Below are 19,016 nucleotides of genomic sequence, written 5' to 3'. Positions count from 1 at the left end.
TGAATAATAAATAAATTTTAGTTGATAGTTAATTTCTCTTATCTCCCTTTCTCTTAGCTGCTATTTAATAGGGGGGAAAAAGACGACGAAAACCATGACATAAAACAATCAAGAGAAAAATAATATTTCGAGGTAATACCCACCACCAACCATAAAAAATGGGCTGACTGGGTTGATAATTATTATGAATCGTATTTGATAATTTTTGAGCAATTTTGTGTAAAAGTTCGATGTTTCTGGGATAATCTCGTAAATTATTGATCCAATCTTCTGGAATTCCTTTCAAGCCCACCGTTGCTCCCATTAATGCCCCTAAAATTGCACCAGTGGTATCCGTATCTCCTCCACAGTCATAAATAGCTGATAATGCTTGAGGAAAATTGCCAAAATGGCGATACCAAGTAAAGATAACGACAGGCACAGTATGATATACATAACCTGAAACACCTTTTTTTTGCCCGATTTTCTCAGCAAATTGCAATACTGATAAATCTTCTTTTAAACTTTCTATAATTGCGTCAACTAATAGTATCCATTCTCTATTTTTATCCCCTATTTGTTTCAAAAAAGTTGACAATGTTTCTATCTGAGGAGGCTGAGTGAATTTATCCCGAATTATCCATGCTGTCAAAGATGCGATCGCTTCTGCTCCAATTAAAGCACGAGGATCAGAATGGGTTATTCTAGTAGATAAACAAACATATTCTCTTAATTTATCTTGGTTGTAAGCAAAAAAAGCCCCTATAATTGCACTTTTCATCACCGCCCCATTACCTGCTGAATCAACGCCACTATAACGGGGGTTAAATCCTAACCAAAGTTTAATAATGGATTTGAGGGTAGCTAATCCAACCCCTGCGGGTAAAGATAGTAACCACCATCTTAAACACCATGCTAATCGCCCAACGTATTTTTCTGAAGAATTAGGATGAGCAATTAAGCATTGAGCGACAAATATAGTATGTTCTGTGTCATCACTAATCATGCCATAACGCCATAATAGTCTCTGATGCCATTGATGCCTAAAGATTTTGTGATTACGTTGTCGAGAAATACCTTCTGCGGGTAAACCTACTGAATCACCTATTGCTGTACCAATTAATATACCTAATAAAGATGATATGTCGTTATTACTCACTACTTATTACTCCTCAACAACTTGAATTCAGTAAAACCTAATTTTCTAACATACAAGGAGATAAAAAAGATTTCATAAAGCATTTTTTGATTACTTGCTTTAAATCTAACACCGTATTTTTCAATTCTTCGGCTAATTCTTCTGTGAAATCATCCAATCTATTTCTTTCTTGAAATGCTAATTGATTTAGATCTTTTTCCCATCTTTTAATACTTTCTGGACTAGGATTTTCCACTATTTCATCTTTTTCTTTAATCATTTTTTCCATAGTACCATCACTATTAATTGTCAACTCCCCTTGAATAATTTTAGTAATTAATTCCCCTGTGGACATTCCACTTTCTAAGGCTTTATTTTCTATTTCTTGAATAACTTTTACGGGCAATCTTAAAGTACCTTTTGTTCTTTTATTTATGCCAAAAACAATAGCCTCAATACGATTTGCTGTAATTTTATGAGGGGCATAGGTATCTAAAACTTCTTGCCATTTTGCTAATAATTCCTCCTCTTTTAGCTTAATTAGTAAACGAGCTTGAGTTTCATTTTGTGGAATAATATTGAATCCTGCTTTTATTAATTTAATGGCAACACCTGCGGAGGCAATTACTTGATTTGCTCTCCAAACAGGATAATAAACTCCTTGCTCACAGTAGTCTTTAAACGATTTATACTTATTTTTATATAAACGATAATATTTTACCTGATAGAGTTGCACTCCTAATTTTATATAGCTAATACGATTATATTTAATACTATTAGTAATTTGCTCTAATTGATTATATTTTCCTTCCTCACTGATGCAATAGCATTCTTCTAAAATTGATCTAAAAGGCTCTTTTATTTCTTCCCAAAACAACTCATCTTGATTTTCTTCTGCACTATTATAAAGAAGAGCTATCGCTTCTATGTTGCTACTGTAATAACTTCTTAATTTTACACTATTATTCATTACATTATTGCCTCTCAATTTACTCATAATTCTTCTTTAGCTAAGTTTTTTTAGTACTTTGTTAGTACCTTATTGCCAATGGGTCTATCATTATACATCGTTTGTCCAAGAGATAAATAATATTTTTTTAAGAAGAATAAATAATCATAAATATATTCAATTTTTGTGCGTTTTTTATTAACAAAAAAAAGGTGTTAAATTTAAGAAAAATATTAATAAGTATATATGTCCATTGCACTACTCAATCTTCAAAGCGAGAATCAATCACATAAGAACTAACAAGATTAAGACAAGGTTAACTTTTGCTTAGTATAAAGAAAATACACAAATATTTCTATCTAAATTTTTCGTAACATTTTTTACATTTTGAAATAGAATTAAGACACGATGGAAGAAAATAAGTACAATTCGCATTTCTAGCATCCGAATCAAAATAATTGATAAAAAAAGAGGAATTTCTGAAAAACCCTTATTATGCTATATTCTTTGATTTATAAGTATTCTGGGCTGTTGCCTATCTTTCCAACACCACTTTTTCATTAACCCCCCATTAATATTACTCACCCACTTAAACCTCATTAATTTTTGTTTAACTGATATGATCACAAAGACGGGTAAATTAGTAGAAGAGTAGTTAATGAAGACCGATAAAAGCAAAAAAAATCAAGTCATTATCCAAATAGTGGTGATTTTGGCTGTGTGTGTGGCAGGTGCAACTTTTTTTACACCTAAATTACTGGAAATTTTAAATAGTGTTTTGATTTCTCCCTTTGAGAAAAAACCAGAGTATCGATTAGATGCCCCTTCTGAAGTCTTGCCTCTTGCTAATTTAACTCCATCGGAAAGAAAAGCTAGTTTAGAGGTAATTGCTAATAAGGATACTTCTTCTCTGGATGTTAATCGGGCAAAATATTTATTAGCGGTGGATGCTTTGAGAAATGATTTTGATGGAGCAAAAGCCTTACAATATTTGGAAAATCTCGATCGCACCTATCCTATTTTAGCCCCTTATGTTCTTTTGTTACAGGGTAGAGCCTACGAACTAAATAACAATACAGAAAAAGCACAGAAAATCTGGCAGGATGTGATTAATAAATATCCTGATGAGTTAGTGAGTGCCCAAGCCTATTATAAACTAGGTAATTATGACCCTAAATTTTTCCAAGAAGCTATTAATAGATTCCCTCAACATCCCCGCACCCATGATATTGCAATTAAACTACTAGAAGAAAATCCTCAACAAAAAGAATTATTACTACTCCTTGCCGAATATGATATTGTACCCGAAAACAAAGCAAGAGTCGATCGCCTCGTCAAAGAATATAGTCAAGAATTAGAGCCTCAACAGTGGGATATTGTTGGTAACTACTATTGGGAAACAGGCAATTATAACCTTGTGTCTTCTGCTTATGAAAAAGGCACATCCACCCCACAAAATTTATATAGAATTGCCCGAAGTTATCAAGTATCTGACAAAGAAAAAGAAGCCAAAACCGCTTATTTCAAGTTAGTAGAAACCTATCCAGATGCCCCAGAAACAGGGTTGGCATGGCGCCGATTAGCGACCATTTCTGGTGGAGAAGAAGCCCTTTCTTTCCTTAATAGAGTAGATGAAAAATATCCTGATGAAGTTGTCATCGCATTAAGAGAAAAAGCAACCCTTTTAACTCAATTAGGTAGGTATCAAGAAGCCACCAACGTTAGAGATACAATTTTACAAAAATATCCCCAAAGTGAGGAGGCGGCCGACTATCGTTGGCAAATAGCGAAAGATTTTGCCGATAGCGGTGATTATGTTTCTGCATGGCAGTGGGCGCAACAAATTAGTGTTAATAACCCCGATAGTGGAGTTGCACCAAAAGCAGGATTTTGGATTGGGAAATGGGCAGAAAAACTGGGGCAAAATCAAGAAGCAACTAAAGCCTATGAATATGTTTTACAAAATCATCCCCATTCTTATTATGCTTGGCGTTCTGCAGTTCGCCTAGGGAAAGATGTGGGAGATTTTAATAATTTACGTAGTTTGCCTTTACAAGTAGAAATCCCACAACAGCGCCCTATTCCTCCTGCTGGATCAAATCAGTTTAAAGAGTTATTCTTATTAGGAGAAGATCAAGATGCGATCGACCTTTTTACCGCAGAAATAGGGAAGAAAAGCAGTAGCACAGACACCTTGCCTGTAGTCACAGTATCTGAACAATTTGTCCAAGGATTATTAAAACAAAATCAAGGAAAATATTTAGAAAGTATCAATTTAATTTGGAATTTAAAAAACAGAGATAATCCAGAAGATATAGGAGAATGGCAAATCTTACGTAGAAGTCCTGAATATTGGTATGCTTTATTCCCATTTCCCTATGAAGAATTAATCGTAAAATGGTCAAAAAAAAGAAACTTAAATCCCTTTTTAGTTGTCTCTTTAATGCGCCAAGAATCCCGTTTTGAGAAGGATATAAAATCCCCTGTTGGTGCTACAGGTTTAATGCAAATTATGCCAGAAACAGGTGCTTGGATTGCCCCTCAAATTAACATTAAAGAATACTCTCTCACTGATCCAGAAGATAACATTAAAATGGGTACATGGTACTTAAATTATACTCATGATACTTACAATGATAATTCCATGTTAGCGATCGCAAGTTATAATGCGGGGCCAGGCAATGTAAGTAATTGGATTAGTCGTTACAGTCTTGCAGATATAGATGAATTTGTGGAGAATATACCCTTTCCAGAAACCAAAAATTATGTGGAAACAGTATTTGGAAATTATTGGAATTATGTAGAATTATACGATCCTAAAATTGAGGAAAAATTAAATTAGTGAATAGTGAATAGTGAATAGTGAATAGTTGATAATTAATAGCTCTCAACTCCTAAATCCTTACCCAAAACTAATCTTTCTCTCTAACAATCTAAAATAACTACTATTATGGTATGGAAAATTAAGCATTTAATATTATTGTTTATTTCTTTTTTTATTATCAGTTGTCAAGCAGAAGAAACAGATAATTTAGAGTTAACAAAAGAACCGTTTATTAATACAGAAATCGTTACCATAGATGATAATTTTAAACCCATAATGGGTGAAATTATCTATGTTCCTGCCTATTCTTATATTTATTATTCCAATCGTCAAAGAAGTCATAGTTTAGCCATTACCTTAAGTCTTCATAATACTGATGTAGAGTTGCCTATTATGATTAAATCTGTTAAATATTATGATAGTAAAGGACAATTATTAGAAGATTATTTATCCCATCCAATACAACTAAATGCTTTAAGTTCAACTAATTTTTATATAGAAGATGATGACACTAGGGGAGGAGTTGGGGGTAATTTTTTAATTGAATGGGTTGCACAAAAAGAAGTTTCTTCTCCTATTGCAGAATCTGTTATGGTTAGTACAGCTAGTACTCAGGGGATTTCTTTTGTCAGTACAGGAAGAATAATTAAAAAGTTAAAATTTGACGATGTAAAATAAATAAACCAATATTATTTATGTCCAGAGAAAGTATGAAAAAAATCCCTTATCTTTTATTCGCTATTATTCTATTCCTTTCAACTTTATTCTTAAATCCAGCTAATGCTAACGCTTACACGGAAGAGGAAAAACTATTGCTTCAGTCTTGGCGTTTAGTCAATGAGGCTTATGTGGATGATTCTTTTAATAATCAAAATTGGTGGTTTATTCGGCAACAATTTTTAAAAAAGCCTTTACATAGTAAGGATGAAGCCTATGAAGCTATTAGTGAAATGTTGGCTACTTTAGATGATCCTTATACAAGGTTTTTGCCCCCCAGACAATATCAAAATCTTCAAATTACCACTTCAGGAGAATTATCTGGTATTGGTTTACAAATAAGTATCAATCCCGAAGATAAACATTTAGAGGTAGTTTCTCCGTTACCGAATTCCCCTGCTGAAGCGGCTGGTATTCAACCAAGAGATCAAATTTTGACCATTGATGGTATCGATACTGAAACTTTAACTTTGGATGAAGCGGCTAATAAAATTAGAGGGAAAATTGGTACTTTAGTTACCCTAGAGATCAAAAGTAAAAAAGAGGGTATTATTAAAGAATATCAGTTAAAACGCGATCGCCTCTCTCTTAGTTCAGTAACAGCCCGTTTAGATACAAGTAATCCTGACTATCCCATTGGTTATTTACGTTTGAATCAGTTTAGTGGTAATGCGAGTAAAGATTTAGCCCATGAATTAGCTAAATTAGATCAAAAAGGAGCAAAAGCCTATATTTTAGACCTAAGAAACAACCCCGGTGGATTATTACAGGCAGGAATTGAAATCGCCCGTCTTTGGCTTCCACCTAGTACCATTGTATATACAGTCAATCGTCAGGGAATTTTTGGCAGTTACGACGCAACGGGTAATCAGCTAACAGATGCGCCTTTAGTTGTTTTAGTCAATCAAGGTTCAGCTAGTGCTAGTGAAATTTTAGCAGGGGCTTTGCAAGATAATCAACGGGCAACTTTAATCGGAGAAACAACTTTTGGTAAAGGCTTAATTCAGTCTTTATTTGAATTACCTGATGGTGCAGGAATTGCTATTACTGTGGCTAAGTATGAAACCCCTAATCATAAAGATATTAACAAAAAGGGTATCACTCCTAATGTAGAAGTTACTCAAGATCCTATCAGTTATTTTGAAATTGGTACAGAAAAAGACCTTCAATATCAAGCTGCGATCGCATTTTTGACGGAAAATGATAGTTTACCCACTATGATTAGTCAGAATGACAATTAGGAATTAGTAATTAAGACAAGGCAATTAGTGTTGGGGTGAATAGTGAATAGTTGATAATTACTCGTTACTCATTACTTTCTTCTAAAACCTGAAACCTGCAACCTGCAACCTGCAACCTGACACCTGACACCTGACACCTAACCTTATCGGATATTTTTAAACCTAACTGAGATTAATTATTCACAGAATTCAAACTTTGCCATAAATGATCTAACTTAAAGTATGCTACAGAAGTGGAAATCTTACCGTTGGTATGTAGTGCAGATAAATAACTAACCTGTTGAGAAAAACTTTGTAAATCTCGATGGAGAGAAGGAGAATTAAATTTTTCTGGGGATGGATAATGATAGTCTTTGAAATCTTGAGAGGATAAATTAATGTAATTTCCGTTGTTGTTCTTTTTCATAGAACCAATCCTCCTCTTAAATACACTTTATGGTTTATACTTAATTTTATGTTAACCTTTTCTTAACCTGATAATAGTGTATATTACGAAAAGTCGACATAGTAAATATTAGAGGGGTTTTATTTTCCCCAAGGAAAATGAGGATGGGATGCTAAAAGCGGGTATGGCGGTAAGAATTATCAATCCTGAATATGTAAGGGGTTTTGTTGGCTATTTATTAATGCAGGAATCTTCATCTCGTTGGTTAGTAAAGGTAATTATTAAGGAAACTCATTTACCCAAAAACTCTGAAATGTTAGTATTATCTTTAGAAGAATCAGATTTTGAAATATTACATCACAGTCTTTAAACAAATTATTTAATCATGATTATATTACCCGGCACTACTGTTACTGTTACCAATCCCGATGATATTTATTATCGTTATCAAGGATTAGTCCAAAGAGTTACTGATGGTAAAGCGGCGGTTTTATTCGAGGGCGGTAATTGGGATAAGTTAATTACTTTCAATCTATCTGAATTGGAGATTTTTGATCCTAAAGCCAAAAAATAATTTTTTTACGTATTTTGAGAATTAGAAAGTTCAAAGTTCGGGTATTGGGGAAGCGTGTTCATTCAACACTCTTGCCTTTTGCCTCTTGCCTCTTGCCTCTTGCCTCCCTCGAAGGGTGTTAATTCTTAATTCTTAATTCTTAATTATCAAATGTTTACCTTTGCTCTTTGCCCTTTACCCCTTGCCCTTTGGATATTCAGAAGTTAAAAAGGTGTTTTTGTTGTTAGATGTATGATGGTTTGAGTATGGGGATGAGTAAAGATAATTTCTCTAGCATGAAGATACAATCTATCCTCATTTTGTTCTAATTTACCATAGATGCGATCGCCTCTTATAGCCATACCTAATCCTTGTAAACAATGTACTCTTAACTGATGAGTCCTACCAGTAATGGGTATCAACTCTAAACGGGTTTGCTCTTGTCTTCTTTCTATGACACGAAAATGAGTAACACTAGGTTTTCCATATTGATAATTAACTTCCTGACAGGGGCGCGATCGAGGATTTCCCCATAACGGTAAATCAATTATTCCCCTATCTTCTTTCACCATGCCCTCTACAACCGCTTCATAGATTTTTTTCACCTCTCTGGCCGCAAATAGTTGTGACATTTTAAGATGAGTATCTTCATCCTTCACCAAAATTAATATACCTGAAGTATCTTGATCTAATCGATGAACTGTTTTAAGATGATTATAAGATTTAGCCGTGGGAATCTGCCTAAAACGAGCTTCTACACAGTCAAATTTATCAATACCTCTACCAGAAACGGATAACAACCCACTGGGCTTATTTACCACTAATAAATAATCATCCTCATAAATAATCGGTAAATTTGCTGAAGATTTACGAACCTCAAAACTCGGCAATCCAGATAAGAGAAACCCCATCAAAGGCTGACATCTTGACTCACACGCAGGATAAAAATGACCATTGACCTTTTCACCGTTAGGAGAAGTATCACCCCACCAAACTTCAGCCATTGCAATAGGTATTAAATTATTGGTAGCCGCATAATGAAGCAATTTTGGAGCGCAACAATACCCTGTACCCGTAGGAATAAAATCCTTGCCGAGCAAACTTCCCACACTTAAACTTTCCCCCGCAAAGTTGGTCATAGAATAAGCCGTTTGCATTTGTGCTTGTAATTGTCGGGATAATTCTTTTCTTTGCCTTTTTAAATTTCTAATTTCCTGATCGGCTAAACTAACTTTATCTTTTAAAGGCTGTAAAATTTCCTGCCATTTATGCTTTAAATTTCTTCTTTGCCAATCATCTTTTCGACTTTCTTGCTCTAAAATTTTAAATTTTTCTTCAATATTACTATTATTAATAATTGTTTCTTTTAACTCATTTCTTAATTCATGTCTGACTTGTTTTCTTACTTGATGAATCTTTTTTAAGGATTGCCATTCTTGCTGAAATTTTTGTTCTAAATTGTTATATTCTTCTCTAACAGAAATATTTTCAAGAGCAATAATTTGATACTTTATTTGATCTAATTTTTGTAAAGTCAACTTTTCCGCCATTGTAATAACTGAATTCGCAGGTATTTGATTAACCCATCCCCGAATTTCTTTTTTGCCTCCCCAAAATCCTGAAAAAGCCTTAATCACTTTCAAATCACCCAAGTTATCTTTAACGATTAACACTCCTAACATTTTCCCTTTAGGCATTTTTATCTCATTTTTATCCAACTCAGCACATAATTTTAATGCTATTTTTTCTGATAAAATTGTGCGAGGTAAGGTTAATTTTTGCTTAGTTTTAGGGCAAAATCCTTCATAATGATAAGTAACTATTTCTTCTTGAAAAATATCTTCTTTTTTGACAAAATCATCTACAGAATGCAGTATTGTCTGTAAATTCATGTTTTATTAATTAGGCTGGTTTGAATAACTTTTAAATTTGCATTTTTTCCACAATTTAGTAGTTGCTTTTAATATTTATTTAGCTTGTTTTTAGACTTAATTGTTTTAATAGCCGAAGCCTTAACTACAAACCATGGAATTAAGCAGGAATAGTTATATTATCCCTTGAAGTTGATTAATTTTTTTATAGGGTAATCACATTTTTCTACAAGTTAGTAGTAAGCCTTTTAAGGCTTATTTAGCTTAATTGGCGAGAAGCCTCACGCCTAATTTTCGACTAAAAAAATACATCAAATAGGCGTGGGATGAATCGCCCAACAAAAAAAATATCCGAAGGATTCCACATTTCCTCGAATTTGTGTTAACATAAATTATATCAAACCTCGTTTGCTCTAACTTAATGTTAAAAGTCATTAAAATCAGAATTTATCCAGATTCATCTCAAAAACTAGCACTGGCAAAAGCCTTTGGTAGTTGTAGATGGCTTTGGAATCATTTTTTGAATTTAATGAATGAGACTTATAAACAGACAGGTAAAGGTTTATCAGGTTACGATGTTAAGAAGTTAATCCCTGAGCTAAAAAAACAGGAGGAAACTTCTTGGTTGTCTGAAACTTACTCTCAGTGCTTACAACAGGTTTGTCTAAATCTTGGAGTAGCCTTTAATAATTTCTTTGAAAAAAGAGCAAAGTATCCTAATTTTAAAAGCAAACATGGTAAGCAGTCTTTACAATACCCTAGTAATGTCAGTATTAAAGGCGACTGTTTTAATGTTCCTAAAATTGGTTTGGTTTATGCAAAAATTCACCGTCCTATTGATGGAAAAATTAAAACCGTAACTATTACCAAGAATTGTTGTAATCAATATTATGCCTCTGTCTTGGTTGATGATGGTAAAGATAAACCAAAAGTAAGCTCTGAAGGTAAAGCTATAGGAATTGATTTGGGATTAAATCATTTTGCTATTACCAGTGATGGGAGTAAGTTTGATAACCCAAAAATATTAAAAAAACATGAAGTTAACTTAAAGAGAAAACAGCAACAATTATCCCGTAAACAAAAAGGGTCAAATAATCGAAATAAAGCTAGATTAAAAGTTGCTAAAGTACATAAAAAAATTACTAATTGCCGTGAGGATTTTCTACACAAACTATCTCGTAGGATAGTAAACGAAAACCAAGTTATAGTGCTAGAAGACCTCAATGTTAAAGGTATGATAAAAAATCATTGCCTAGCCAAAGCTATTCAACAGGTAGGTTGGGGGCAATTTTGTACCATGCTTAAATATAAAGCGGAACAAGAAGGAAAAACATATATGGAAGTAGATAGATTTTTCCCCAGTTCTAAAACTTGTCATGTATGCCTTAAGAGAGTAGATAGTTTGCCTTTGGACATAAGACATTGGGAATGTCCAAAATGTAAGACAAAGCATGACAGGGATATAAATGCGGCAATTAACATCCGAGATGAAGGACTACGAATATTAAAGACGGGGCTTACAAGGAGCGGAAATAAATTCCGCACACAGCCCCTCACCTCTGGAACGGGGGATAAAGCCTATTGCCCAGATGTAAGACGTGGTAGAGGAGGACGTAAGAAATCCACTACACCGCTATCTGTTGGGTAGGAAGCCCACACCGTAATCTTCGATTCGGTGTTGGGTAGTTCACCATAGTTGCTAAAGCCATAACTACGAACAAATCTATGATGTCATTCAGATAATGCCATTGAGCCTTGCCAACCGTTAATCATAAACGCTTCGATTTCCTCATCATGATCAGAAGCCATTTGAGGGGAAAAATTAGGTTTAAAGATATAGGCAGATACTAAGAGTATTGCTGTCAATATGGCAGAGGGGAGGATGAACCAACGCCATTGTTTATTTTTTTGAGGTTGTTGTTTTTCTGTGAGAATTGACATCATGATTAAGTCTTCACAGGGCTTTAACTCCTCTGGTGGGGGAGGGCAGTGGGTTTGTAAAAAACTAACTAATTGCTCATCTTGTGAGGATAAATAGATGTCTTCTACATCGCAAATTCCATCGGAATTACCACTTTCGTGTTTCATAAGCTAATACCTTCAAGTTCTAAAAATTGACGCAAATTTTTTCTGGCTTTGAATAAACGAGATTTGACCGTACCAAGGGGAATAGATAATATTTCCGCTATTTCCTGTTGTGGTAAATCTTCCAAATCATGAAGAACAATAACTGCTCGATGATCTAAACTCAGATGTTGTAATCCTCTTGCTACCAATTCTTGATAGTGAAGTTTTAACAACTCTTGATGATTATTACTAGATTTTGCCAGACTGTATTCCAAAGATTGTTTTGTCTGGTTAATATTTGCCTGATGACGTTGTAATTCTCGCTTTTTGCTAGAACCTTGATCATAAGCAACATTCCAACAAATACGATAAAGCCAAGTAGAAAAATATTTAGGATTACGTAATTGGGGTAAAGATTTCCAAACTTTTAAAAACACCTCCTGTTGTAAATCATCTAATACTTCGCTACCGCATAACTTATATAAAGTTGCTCTGACTTTATGATGATAACGTTGATATAGTAAACGAAATGAAGTTTTATTTCCTTGTTGACAATTCCTAACTAAATCAGAATCGGCAACTTCAGGGTAATCATCAGCTAACACGCTCATCTCAATTTCTGTGATTTATTGTTGCTACGATTTTAGACTTTTTACTTTCTGTAAAGGTTCACATTCTCTGGGGATAAACCTGAAACCGATTCCTTTCTAGGGTTACAATATATTAACGAATATTTATGCACAATCATTATGTTTAATTGGTTTCGCCGTAAAAAAGAGAATAAGGAAAATATTGAACAAAAACCTCCTGTTGTTGAAGATAAACAATCTAATGCTCCTTCTGAAACCTCAGAAATTCAGTCTCAACCTTCTTTAGAGTGGGCAAAAGCCGCCTATGCTAATATTCAGAAACAAAAGCAGGAAATTCCTGAAAATTCGGAAGATGAAAGGGTTGCTTCTGTAGAAAATAATCTTTCTGCTGAGGAGAAAAATGTTGATTCGTCTTCAATGGTGGAGGAAAAAACGGAGGAAGTCAAGGAAAATGCTCCGGCGTGGATGCAAAAAAGCGATCGCCTCTCTGCTTTAAAAGAAACAGCTATAGAAACGGAAAAAGAAGAAGAAACTACATTAGATGAAGATTTTGTTTGGTCTGCACAGGTGCTTGAGTCTCAGGGCAGAACACCTGATGATGTGTCGGAGGAGGAGTTTACATGGCTGAGAAAATTACGTCAAGGATTAGGCAAAACCCGTCGTAACTTTGTTAATCAGTTAAAGTCAGTTATCGGACAAGGACCTCTCAATCAAAATGCCATTGAGCAAATTGAGGCAATGTTATATAGTGCCGATGTGGGTTATGAAGCAACAGAATATATTGTCAATACTTTACAGAATAAGTTAAAAGAAGAATCTATAGCTTCTGAAGATGCGATCGCATCCTTAAAGGAAATATTACAACAAGTTTTAGATGAACCGTTACAAAAATTAACAAAAACCGAATTTGAACCAGAAGCAGGAAAACTCAATATTTGGTTATTAACAGGGGTGAATGGTGTAGGTAAAACCACCACTATCGGGAAATTAGCTCATCTAGCGAAAACATCTGGTTATAATTGCGTCATAGCCGCCGCCGATACTTTTAGAGCCGCCGCCGTAGAACAAGTTAAAGTGTGGGGAGAAAGGACAAATACTCCTGTAATTGCCAATGAAGGTAAAAATACAGACCCCGCGGCCGTCGTATTTGATGGTATCAATGCTGCGATCGCCCGTAATGCAGACATATTGTTAGTTGATACAGCAGGAAGATTGCAAAATAAGAAAAACTTAATGGAAGAACTAGCCAAAATTCGCCGTATCATCGATAAAAAAGCCGTAGATGCCAATATCGAATCACTATTGGTATTAGATGCCACCCTCGGACAAAATGGCTTAAAACAAGCCCAAGTATTCTCAGAAGCCGCTCAACTAACAGGAGTAGTTTTAACAAAACTTGATGGCACAGCTAAAGGAGGAGTAGCATTGGGAGTATCTCGAGATTTAGGTTTACCAATTCGTTTTATTGGTGCAGGAGAGGGTATTGAGGATTTGCGCCCCTTCTCCAGTTATGAATTTGTGGAAGCCCTTTTAAGTTAATCATCGGGGGGGTGTTAGGTGATTGGGGAGAGTAATGAGTAATAAATATATGAAATTAACCTCATGAAATTAACAACAAAGGCACACTATGCAGTAAAAGCACTATTAGATTTAAGCCTGAGTCCTCTCAATCAACCAATATCTGTCAATAAAATTGCTGACCGTCAACATATACCAGCACCGTACCTAGAGAAAATATTAATCCAAATACGTCGTGCGGGTTTGATAAAATCTGTGAGAGGTTCACAAGGAGGTTATCAATTAGCAATGTCTCCTGAAAAGATTTCTTTGGGGGAAATTTTGACAGCAGTAGGTGATAAAATCGAGCCTTTGCCAGATCTAGATAATACAGCTAATTCACCAGAAGATTGGGTAACAATTACTTTATGGAAGCGTTTAAATCGCAAATTAAAAGAGGCTATTTTTGAGATTTCCTTAGCAGATTTATATTATGATGCCCGTAGTCGTCAAGCTGATTTAGGAGAGGGAAATAATTTTATTGTTTAATTATATTTGACGATTATTATTTAAAGATTGGGATATAACAGTGGAGGATGGTTGAAATGAAGCAATAATTTTAACTATCTCGCCAGATGGGAATTGACATTAAATCAAAGTGATAGTCATAAGTCCAAACTGGATAATTTAAACGTTGGGAAATTGTTGCTGTCACCGCATCAAATAAAGTAATTTTTTGATCAGAATATTGTTTGATTTTTTGCCAAGCTAGATGATAGTCTTCATTTGTAGGTTGTATTAGTTGAGCTGAGTCTTTTATTTGTTGTGCAAATCTATGGGCATTTTGATTCCCTAAACGATATAAAACTAAGCTATAACATTCTAAAGCAATGGGATAAGGAATAATAACTTGTATTTTTAATTGCTGAATTTTCAATAACTCAGATCTAGCCTTCCCATAATATTGATCACTAGAATCAACTAAGGCATAAAGAGGAATTGTATCTGCAATAATAGCTTTAATCATGAATCAGTGAATATACTATTTGCGAATACTTGATCATGATTAATTACAGTATCATTAAAACCACTTCCTGACGATGCAGGAGTTATATTAAAAGTCTTATTTATTTGCCCGAAATTATTTTCTTCAGTGGAATTAGAGTCTCGAAAAGCATTAATTTCTCCCTGCAATTTTTCCAATAACCATTGTTTATCTTCTAAAGAAAATTGATTAAGTTTTTCCGCAAAGTTTTGTACTTCAATAGACAACATAATTTAATTATATTATCACTTCTGTTGAGAATCTTATTTTATCATAGACCGTTTTACAATAAATTGGCGAAGCTAACAAGGAAAATCGGCTAAAGCGATTTAGTAAATATTAGGAGTTAGTCGCTTATCTAAAAAGTCAACGCTTTGAGATTCTTCGCTATCGCTCAGAATGACATTTTGAAAATATGAAGAAAAGTTACATTGATCGCCCCTTACCATGATAAAATTAGCTTTGATTTAGCTTGACGTTTGAACGTAGAGAAAAATCAATTTCCTTTCAAATATCCCTGAGCTTACTATGAATACCGTTGAAACATCACCTGAGCAAGAAAAGGAGCAACAACTGATAGATAATTCTATGGAAGAATACTATCAACTCCGAAATAATCTGCTTATTGGTACGGTTGTAATCGCCGTTGTCAGCTTTATTTTAGTTTGGGTGTTTTACAGCTTACAAACAAGCCTTAGTTATTTATTGGGTGCTTGTGTCAGTTTGGTGTATCTAAATATGTTAGCGAGGGAAGTAGAAAGAGTCGGGGTATATAAAAAGAAAATTGGTTCAACTCGTCTAGCGATTTTTGTCGGTTTAATGGTGGTGGCTACTCAATGGCAACAATTACAGGTATTACCCGTTTTTTTAGGTTTTTTAACTTATAAAGCGGCGATTTTATTGTATGTAATTCCTACTAGCTTGTTGGGTAATCTTCAAAAAACCGAGCAAAAGAGCTAAATCTATGGTACATTGTCATCGATTCTTCTAATCAGGACAAATCTTGTTCAATGGATTTCGCAAACACTTTAAATTTGTTTCATCAGTTTAATTTAGCGGCGATCGAAGTTGGAGAACATTTTTACTGGGAAATCGGTAAATACAAAGTTCACGGACAAGTATTTATGGTTTCTTGGTTCGTTATCGGTGTTCTACTCATCGCATCTATTGCCGCTACCCGCAACATTCAAAGAATTCCCAGTGGCTTCCAAAACTTTATGGAATACGTCTTGGATTTTTTGCGCGGTTTAGCCAAAGATCAAATTGGCGAAAAAGAATATCGTCCTTGGGTGCCTTTTATTGGTACATTATTCTTGTTTATTTTTGTTTCTAACTGGTCTGGTGCTTTAATTCCTTGGAAATTAATTGAAATTCCCGAAGGTGAATTAAGTGCTCCTACGGTTGATATTAATACTACTGTAGCTTTCGCTCTATTAACCTCTCTTGCTTACTTTTATGCAGGGATTAGTAAAAAAGGCTTAGGTTACTTTGCTGATTATGCTCAACCTTCCCCCATTATGGTACCATTTAGGGCGATCGAAGACTTCACCCGTCCTTTATCCCTAAGTTTCCGTTTATTTGGTAACATTTTAGCGGATGAGTTAGCAGTGGGAGTATTAGTCTTATTAGTACCTTTGATTATTCCCTTACCTTTGATGATCTTAGGTCTATTTACCAGTGCTATCCAAGCTCTTATTTTCGCCACCTTAGCCGCATCTTATATTGGTGAGGCCATGGAAGGTCATGGAGAAGAACATCACGAATAGGTTAAAATACCTAGATAGCTAATCGAAAGAAAATTAGTTCTAAGAAAAAAGTCAGAATTTAATCAAACTGACTATCATAAAAACCCAAAATATAGTTAAATACATTGTGGGATTAAATTAATCGCCATTGTGTGGTTAACTAAACAGAAGGGAAAGACACTTAAGCTCTTCCCCGACGTAAAAACAAAATTGTATTATTGTAGTAAATTAATTAAAAAGGAAAAAAAGAATTATGAATCCAACAATTGCTGCTGCTTCCGTAATCGCTGCTGCTTTAGCTGTAGGTTTAGGTGCGATCGGACCTGGTATTGGTCAAGGTAACGCTGCTGGTCAAGCAGTAGAAGGTATTGCTCGTCAGCCTGAAGCTGAAGGAAAAATCCGTGCAACCTTACTTCTTAGTTTGGCGTTCATGGAAGCGTTAACCATTTACGGTTTAGTTGTAGCATTAGTATTATTGTTCGCTAACCCCTTTTCCTAATTAAATAACTTAGATCTAGGATAACTAATAGCAATAAATTCAGGTTTTAGGTTTTAGGTTCAATAGGCTCATCGTGTAACGAAACCTAGTGCCTAAAGCCTAAGCACTGAACAAAATACACAATTGCAGTAATACTTCTAAGCATAGTTCGAGTTTAGAAAAACGGCACAAGTAAATTCTGACTTCAAGTCAAATTATGATGACACAATGGATTTTATTAGCGGCTGAAACCGCAGAATCAGGGGGCTTGTTTGATATTGACGCTACTTTGCCTTTAATGGCGATTCAATTTTTGATTTTAGCGACAATTCTCAACGCTCTGTTTTACAAACCACTGGGTAAAGCCATCGATGAAAGAGCTGGTTATGTGCAAGGGCAGTTAGATCAAGCCAAAAAACAAAAGCAAGATGCGATCGCCTTAGCACAACAGTATGAGCAAGAATTAAGAGAAGTACGCAAAGAATCTCAAAACGTTATTGCTCAAGCCCAAGCCGAAGCTCAAAAAATTGTTTCCGAACAGGTACAACAAGCTCAACAAGAGGTAATTGCTGAACGTCAGAAAGCATCAGAACAAATCGAAGCTGAAAGAAAAGAAGCATTATCTGCCTTAGAAAAACAGGTCAAGGCTTTGAGTCATCAAATTGTTGAGAAAGTAATCGGTGCAGAATTTGCCAAATAGTTAAGATAGTTGATTCTTAAATTTCAAGAATTGACAACTTAACCATTAACCGACTTTTGGGTCTAGTTTTCTCGGAAAAAAGATAATCTACCCCTAGTTTAAATAGAGATTAATTATGATTAATTTATTCTACTTAGCAGTTGAAGAAGCAGGTGGTGGATTTGGTATTAGTTCAGATATTCTTGGTTCTAACCTAATCAACTTAGTAATTGTGATTGGGTTATTGGTGGTGTATGGCGGTAAATTTGTGGGTAACATCCTCACAGAAAGACGTAATCGCATTACCGAGGAAATCAAAGAAGCTGAAGAACGTGCTAAAACTGCCGCTAAAGCATTAGCTGAGGCTAAGGAAAACTTAAGTCAAGCTCAAGCAAAGGCTAAACAAATTAAAGCTACTGCTCAAGAGACTGCTAAAACTACCAGAGAGCAAATTTTAGCTCAAGGACAAAAAGAAATTGAAAGAATGAAAGCTACTGCGGTTCAGGAGTTAGATTCTGAAAGAGCAAAAGTAGTAACCGAATTAAAACGTACTATTGCTGTTTTGGCTTTACAAAAAGCGGAACAAGATTTACAAGATCGCTTAAACGATGACATTCAGGGTAAGTTGATCAGTCGTGCTGTTGAGCAATTAGGAGGTTAAAAACAGATGCAAAGTGCTATTACAGCCGAAGTGGTTGAACCTTATGCAGAAGCCTTAATGTCTCTAACTAAGTCTGAGGATATTACCGACGAGGTTGCCTATAGTGTTCGTGAATTGAAGAACTTATTTGAAGATTCTGATGATTTACGGATTTTTTTCGCTAGTCCCTTAGTTAGCGTCGAAGATAAAAAAGAGGTTATAAGAAAAATTGCAGAGGGACAAGTTCATCCTTTCTTGCTTAACTTTTTATTACTGTTAGTCGATCGCAAGCGTATTCGCTTTGTTGAAGGCATTTTCAGTAAGTATTTAGAAATTGTACGCCAATTAAATAATGTTGTTTTAGCGGAAGTCACTTCTGCGGTGCGTCTCTACGAAGGAGAAGCCGAAAAATTAGTGGAAAAAATCAAACAACTAACTGGAGCCAGTGACGTGGAAATCCAAACGAAAATAGATCCCGACATTATTGGCGGTGTTATTATCAAAGTTGGTTCTCAAGTTTATGATGCAAGTTTGAAAGGACAATTGCGTCGCATTAGTTTTTCTATGCTTGGTAAGGCATAAGATAAAACAAAACAAAGTTTATTTACGCTTTGATAA

The 19,016-nt window shown here is 34.9% G+C and carries 22 protein-coding genes; 14 read left to right on the top strand and 8 right to left on the bottom strand.

Annotated features, from left to right (window positions below; genetic code table 11):
• Positions 1-64: 64 nt before the first annotated feature.
• Both CYAN10605_RS03950 and CYAN10605_RS03945 read right to left on the bottom strand, forming a co-directional pair.
• Positions 65-1,138: an ADP-ribosylglycohydrolase family protein gene (locus CYAN10605_RS03950; RefSeq protein WP_015218652.1), complete on the bottom strand. Its 1,074-nt coding sequence runs from the start codon at positions 1,136-1,138 to the stop codon at positions 65-67.
• A 37-nt stretch (positions 1,139-1,175) separates the two neighbouring features.
• Positions 1,176-2,114 carry a hypothetical protein gene (locus tag CYAN10605_RS03945; RefSeq protein WP_015218651.1) on the bottom strand — a complete coding sequence of 313 codons (939 nt, stop codon included), beginning with the start codon at positions 2,112-2,114 and terminating at the stop codon, positions 1,176-1,178.
• Positions 2,115-2,724: 610 nt separating this feature from the next.
• Here CYAN10605_RS03945 and CYAN10605_RS03940 point away from each other — a divergent pair.
• From CYAN10605_RS03940 to ctpA, 3 genes are all read left to right on the top strand, one after another.
• Positions 2,725-4,908, top strand: a complete 2,184-nt coding sequence (locus CYAN10605_RS03940; protein WP_015218650.1) for a lytic transglycosylase domain-containing protein — start codon at positions 2,725-2,727, stop codon at positions 4,906-4,908.
• A gap of 108 nt (positions 4,909-5,016) precedes the next feature.
• A complete protein-coding gene (locus CYAN10605_RS03935; RefSeq protein ID WP_015218649.1) occupies positions 5,017-5,568 on the top strand; it encodes a DUF3124 domain-containing protein in 552 nt (183 codons plus the stop codon).
• Positions 5,569-5,600: 32 nt separating this feature from the next.
• Complete coding sequence (gene ctpA, locus CYAN10605_RS03930; protein ID WP_041922662.1) at positions 5,601-6,848, top strand: carboxyl-terminal processing protease CtpA; 1,248 nt, start codon at positions 5,601-5,603, stop codon at positions 6,846-6,848.
• Between the two features lie 172 nt (positions 6,849-7,020).
• Here ctpA and CYAN10605_RS03925 read toward each other — a convergent pair whose 3' ends face one another.
• The gene (locus tag CYAN10605_RS03925; RefSeq protein ID WP_015218647.1) at positions 7,021-7,254 is read right to left on the bottom strand and encodes a DUF7219 family protein; all 234 of its coding nucleotides are present in this window, start codon (positions 7,252-7,254) and stop codon (positions 7,021-7,023) included.
• Between the two features lie 148 nt (positions 7,255-7,402).
• Between CYAN10605_RS03925 and CYAN10605_RS03920 the strand changes: the two genes are divergently transcribed.
• The gene (locus CYAN10605_RS03920) at positions 7,403-7,603 is read left to right on the top strand and encodes a hypothetical protein (protein WP_041922415.1); all 201 of its coding nucleotides are present in this window, start codon (positions 7,403-7,405) and stop codon (positions 7,601-7,603) included.
• A 15-nt stretch (positions 7,604-7,618) separates the two neighbouring features.
• A complete protein-coding gene (locus CYAN10605_RS03915) occupies positions 7,619-7,807 on the top strand; it encodes an NAD(P)H dehydrogenase subunit NdhS (protein WP_015218645.1) in 189 nt (62 codons plus the stop codon).
• A gap of 203 nt (positions 7,808-8,010) precedes the next feature.
• Here the strand turns inward: CYAN10605_RS03915 and CYAN10605_RS03910 are convergent, their stop codons facing one another.
• Entirely contained in the window at positions 8,011-9,678 is a 1,668-nt protein-coding gene (locus tag CYAN10605_RS03910; RefSeq protein WP_015218644.1) for an RluA family pseudouridine synthase, read from the bottom strand.
• A 400-nt stretch (positions 9,679-10,078) separates the two neighbouring features.
• On the opposite strand from CYAN10605_RS03910, the gene CYAN10605_RS03905 reads away from it, so the two are divergent.
• Complete coding sequence (locus CYAN10605_RS03905; protein ID WP_015218643.1) at positions 10,079-11,305, top strand: RNA-guided endonuclease InsQ/TnpB family protein; 1,227 nt, start codon at positions 10,079-10,081, stop codon at positions 11,303-11,305.
• A gap of 83 nt (positions 11,306-11,388) precedes the next feature.
• On the opposite strand, the gene CYAN10605_RS03900 is transcribed toward CYAN10605_RS03905, so the two are convergent.
• On the bottom strand, positions 11,389-11,745 hold the full coding sequence (locus CYAN10605_RS03900; protein WP_015218642.1) for a hypothetical protein: 357 nt from the start codon (positions 11,743-11,745) through the stop codon (positions 11,389-11,391).
• Entirely contained in the window at positions 11,742-12,335 is a 594-nt protein-coding gene (locus CYAN10605_RS03895; protein ID WP_015218641.1) for a sigma-70 family RNA polymerase sigma factor, read from the bottom strand. Before CYAN10605_RS03895 ends, CYAN10605_RS03900 begins: the two co-directional genes overlap by 4 nt.
• A gap of 138 nt (positions 12,336-12,473) precedes the next feature.
• Between CYAN10605_RS03895 and ftsY the strand changes: the two genes are divergently transcribed.
• A complete protein-coding gene (gene ftsY / locus CYAN10605_RS03890; protein WP_015218640.1) occupies positions 12,474-13,853 on the top strand; it encodes a signal recognition particle-docking protein FtsY in 1,380 nt (459 codons plus the stop codon).
• A 63-nt stretch (positions 13,854-13,916) separates the two neighbouring features.
• Positions 13,917-14,360, top strand: a complete 444-nt coding sequence (locus CYAN10605_RS03885) for an Rrf2 family transcriptional regulator (RefSeq protein WP_015218639.1) — start codon at positions 13,917-13,919, stop codon at positions 14,358-14,360.
• A 70-nt stretch (positions 14,361-14,430) separates the two neighbouring features.
• On the opposite strand, the gene CYAN10605_RS03880 is transcribed toward CYAN10605_RS03885, so the two are convergent.
• Complete coding sequence (locus CYAN10605_RS03880; protein ID WP_015218638.1) at positions 14,431-14,838, bottom strand: type II toxin-antitoxin system VapC family toxin; 408 nt, start codon at positions 14,836-14,838, stop codon at positions 14,431-14,433.
• Entirely contained in the window at positions 14,835-15,086 is a 252-nt protein-coding gene (locus CYAN10605_RS03875) for a hypothetical protein (RefSeq protein WP_015218637.1), read from the bottom strand. The genes CYAN10605_RS03880 and CYAN10605_RS03875 overlap by 4 nt, the downstream gene beginning before the upstream one ends.
• 298 nt (positions 15,087-15,384) lie before the next feature.
• Between CYAN10605_RS03875 and CYAN10605_RS03870 the strand changes: the two genes are divergently transcribed.
• The 6 genes from CYAN10605_RS03870 to atpH all read left to right on the top strand — a co-directional run bounded on the left by CYAN10605_RS03870 (position 15,385) and on the right by atpH (position 18,980).
• Positions 15,385-15,816 carry an ATP synthase subunit I gene (locus tag CYAN10605_RS03870; RefSeq protein WP_015218636.1) on the top strand — a complete coding sequence of 144 codons (432 nt, stop codon included), beginning with the start codon at positions 15,385-15,387 and terminating at the stop codon, positions 15,814-15,816.
• A gap of 50 nt (positions 15,817-15,866) precedes the next feature.
• Positions 15,867-16,622, top strand: coding sequence for a F0F1 ATP synthase subunit A (gene atpB, locus CYAN10605_RS03865; protein ID WP_015218635.1), 756 nt, complete (start codon positions 15,867-15,869; stop codon positions 16,620-16,622).
• Between the two features lie 232 nt (positions 16,623-16,854).
• Positions 16,855-17,100, top strand: coding sequence for an ATP synthase F0 subunit C (atpE, locus tag CYAN10605_RS03860; protein ID WP_015218634.1), 246 nt, complete (start codon positions 16,855-16,857; stop codon positions 17,098-17,100).
• 199 nt (positions 17,101-17,299) lie between these two features.
• Positions 17,300-17,779 carry a F0F1 ATP synthase subunit B' gene (locus tag CYAN10605_RS03855; protein ID WP_015218633.1) on the top strand — a complete coding sequence of 160 codons (480 nt, stop codon included), beginning with the start codon at positions 17,300-17,302 and terminating at the stop codon, positions 17,777-17,779.
• Between the two features lie 115 nt (positions 17,780-17,894).
• The gene (locus tag CYAN10605_RS03850; RefSeq protein WP_015218632.1) at positions 17,895-18,419 is read left to right on the top strand and encodes a F0F1 ATP synthase subunit B; all 525 of its coding nucleotides are present in this window, start codon (positions 17,895-17,897) and stop codon (positions 18,417-18,419) included.
• 6 nt (positions 18,420-18,425) lie between these two features.
• Entirely contained in the window at positions 18,426-18,980 is a 555-nt protein-coding gene (atpH, locus tag CYAN10605_RS03845; protein WP_015218631.1) for an ATP synthase F1 subunit delta, read from the top strand.
• Positions 18,981-19,016 lie beyond the last annotated feature (36 nt).

The sequence above is a fragment of the Cyanobacterium aponinum PCC 10605 genome (assembly GCF_000317675.1).
Taxonomy (GTDB): domain Bacteria; phylum Cyanobacteriota; class Cyanobacteriia; order Cyanobacteriales; family Cyanobacteriaceae; genus PCC-10605.
This window is presented reverse-complemented; position numbering and strand designations above follow the sequence as displayed.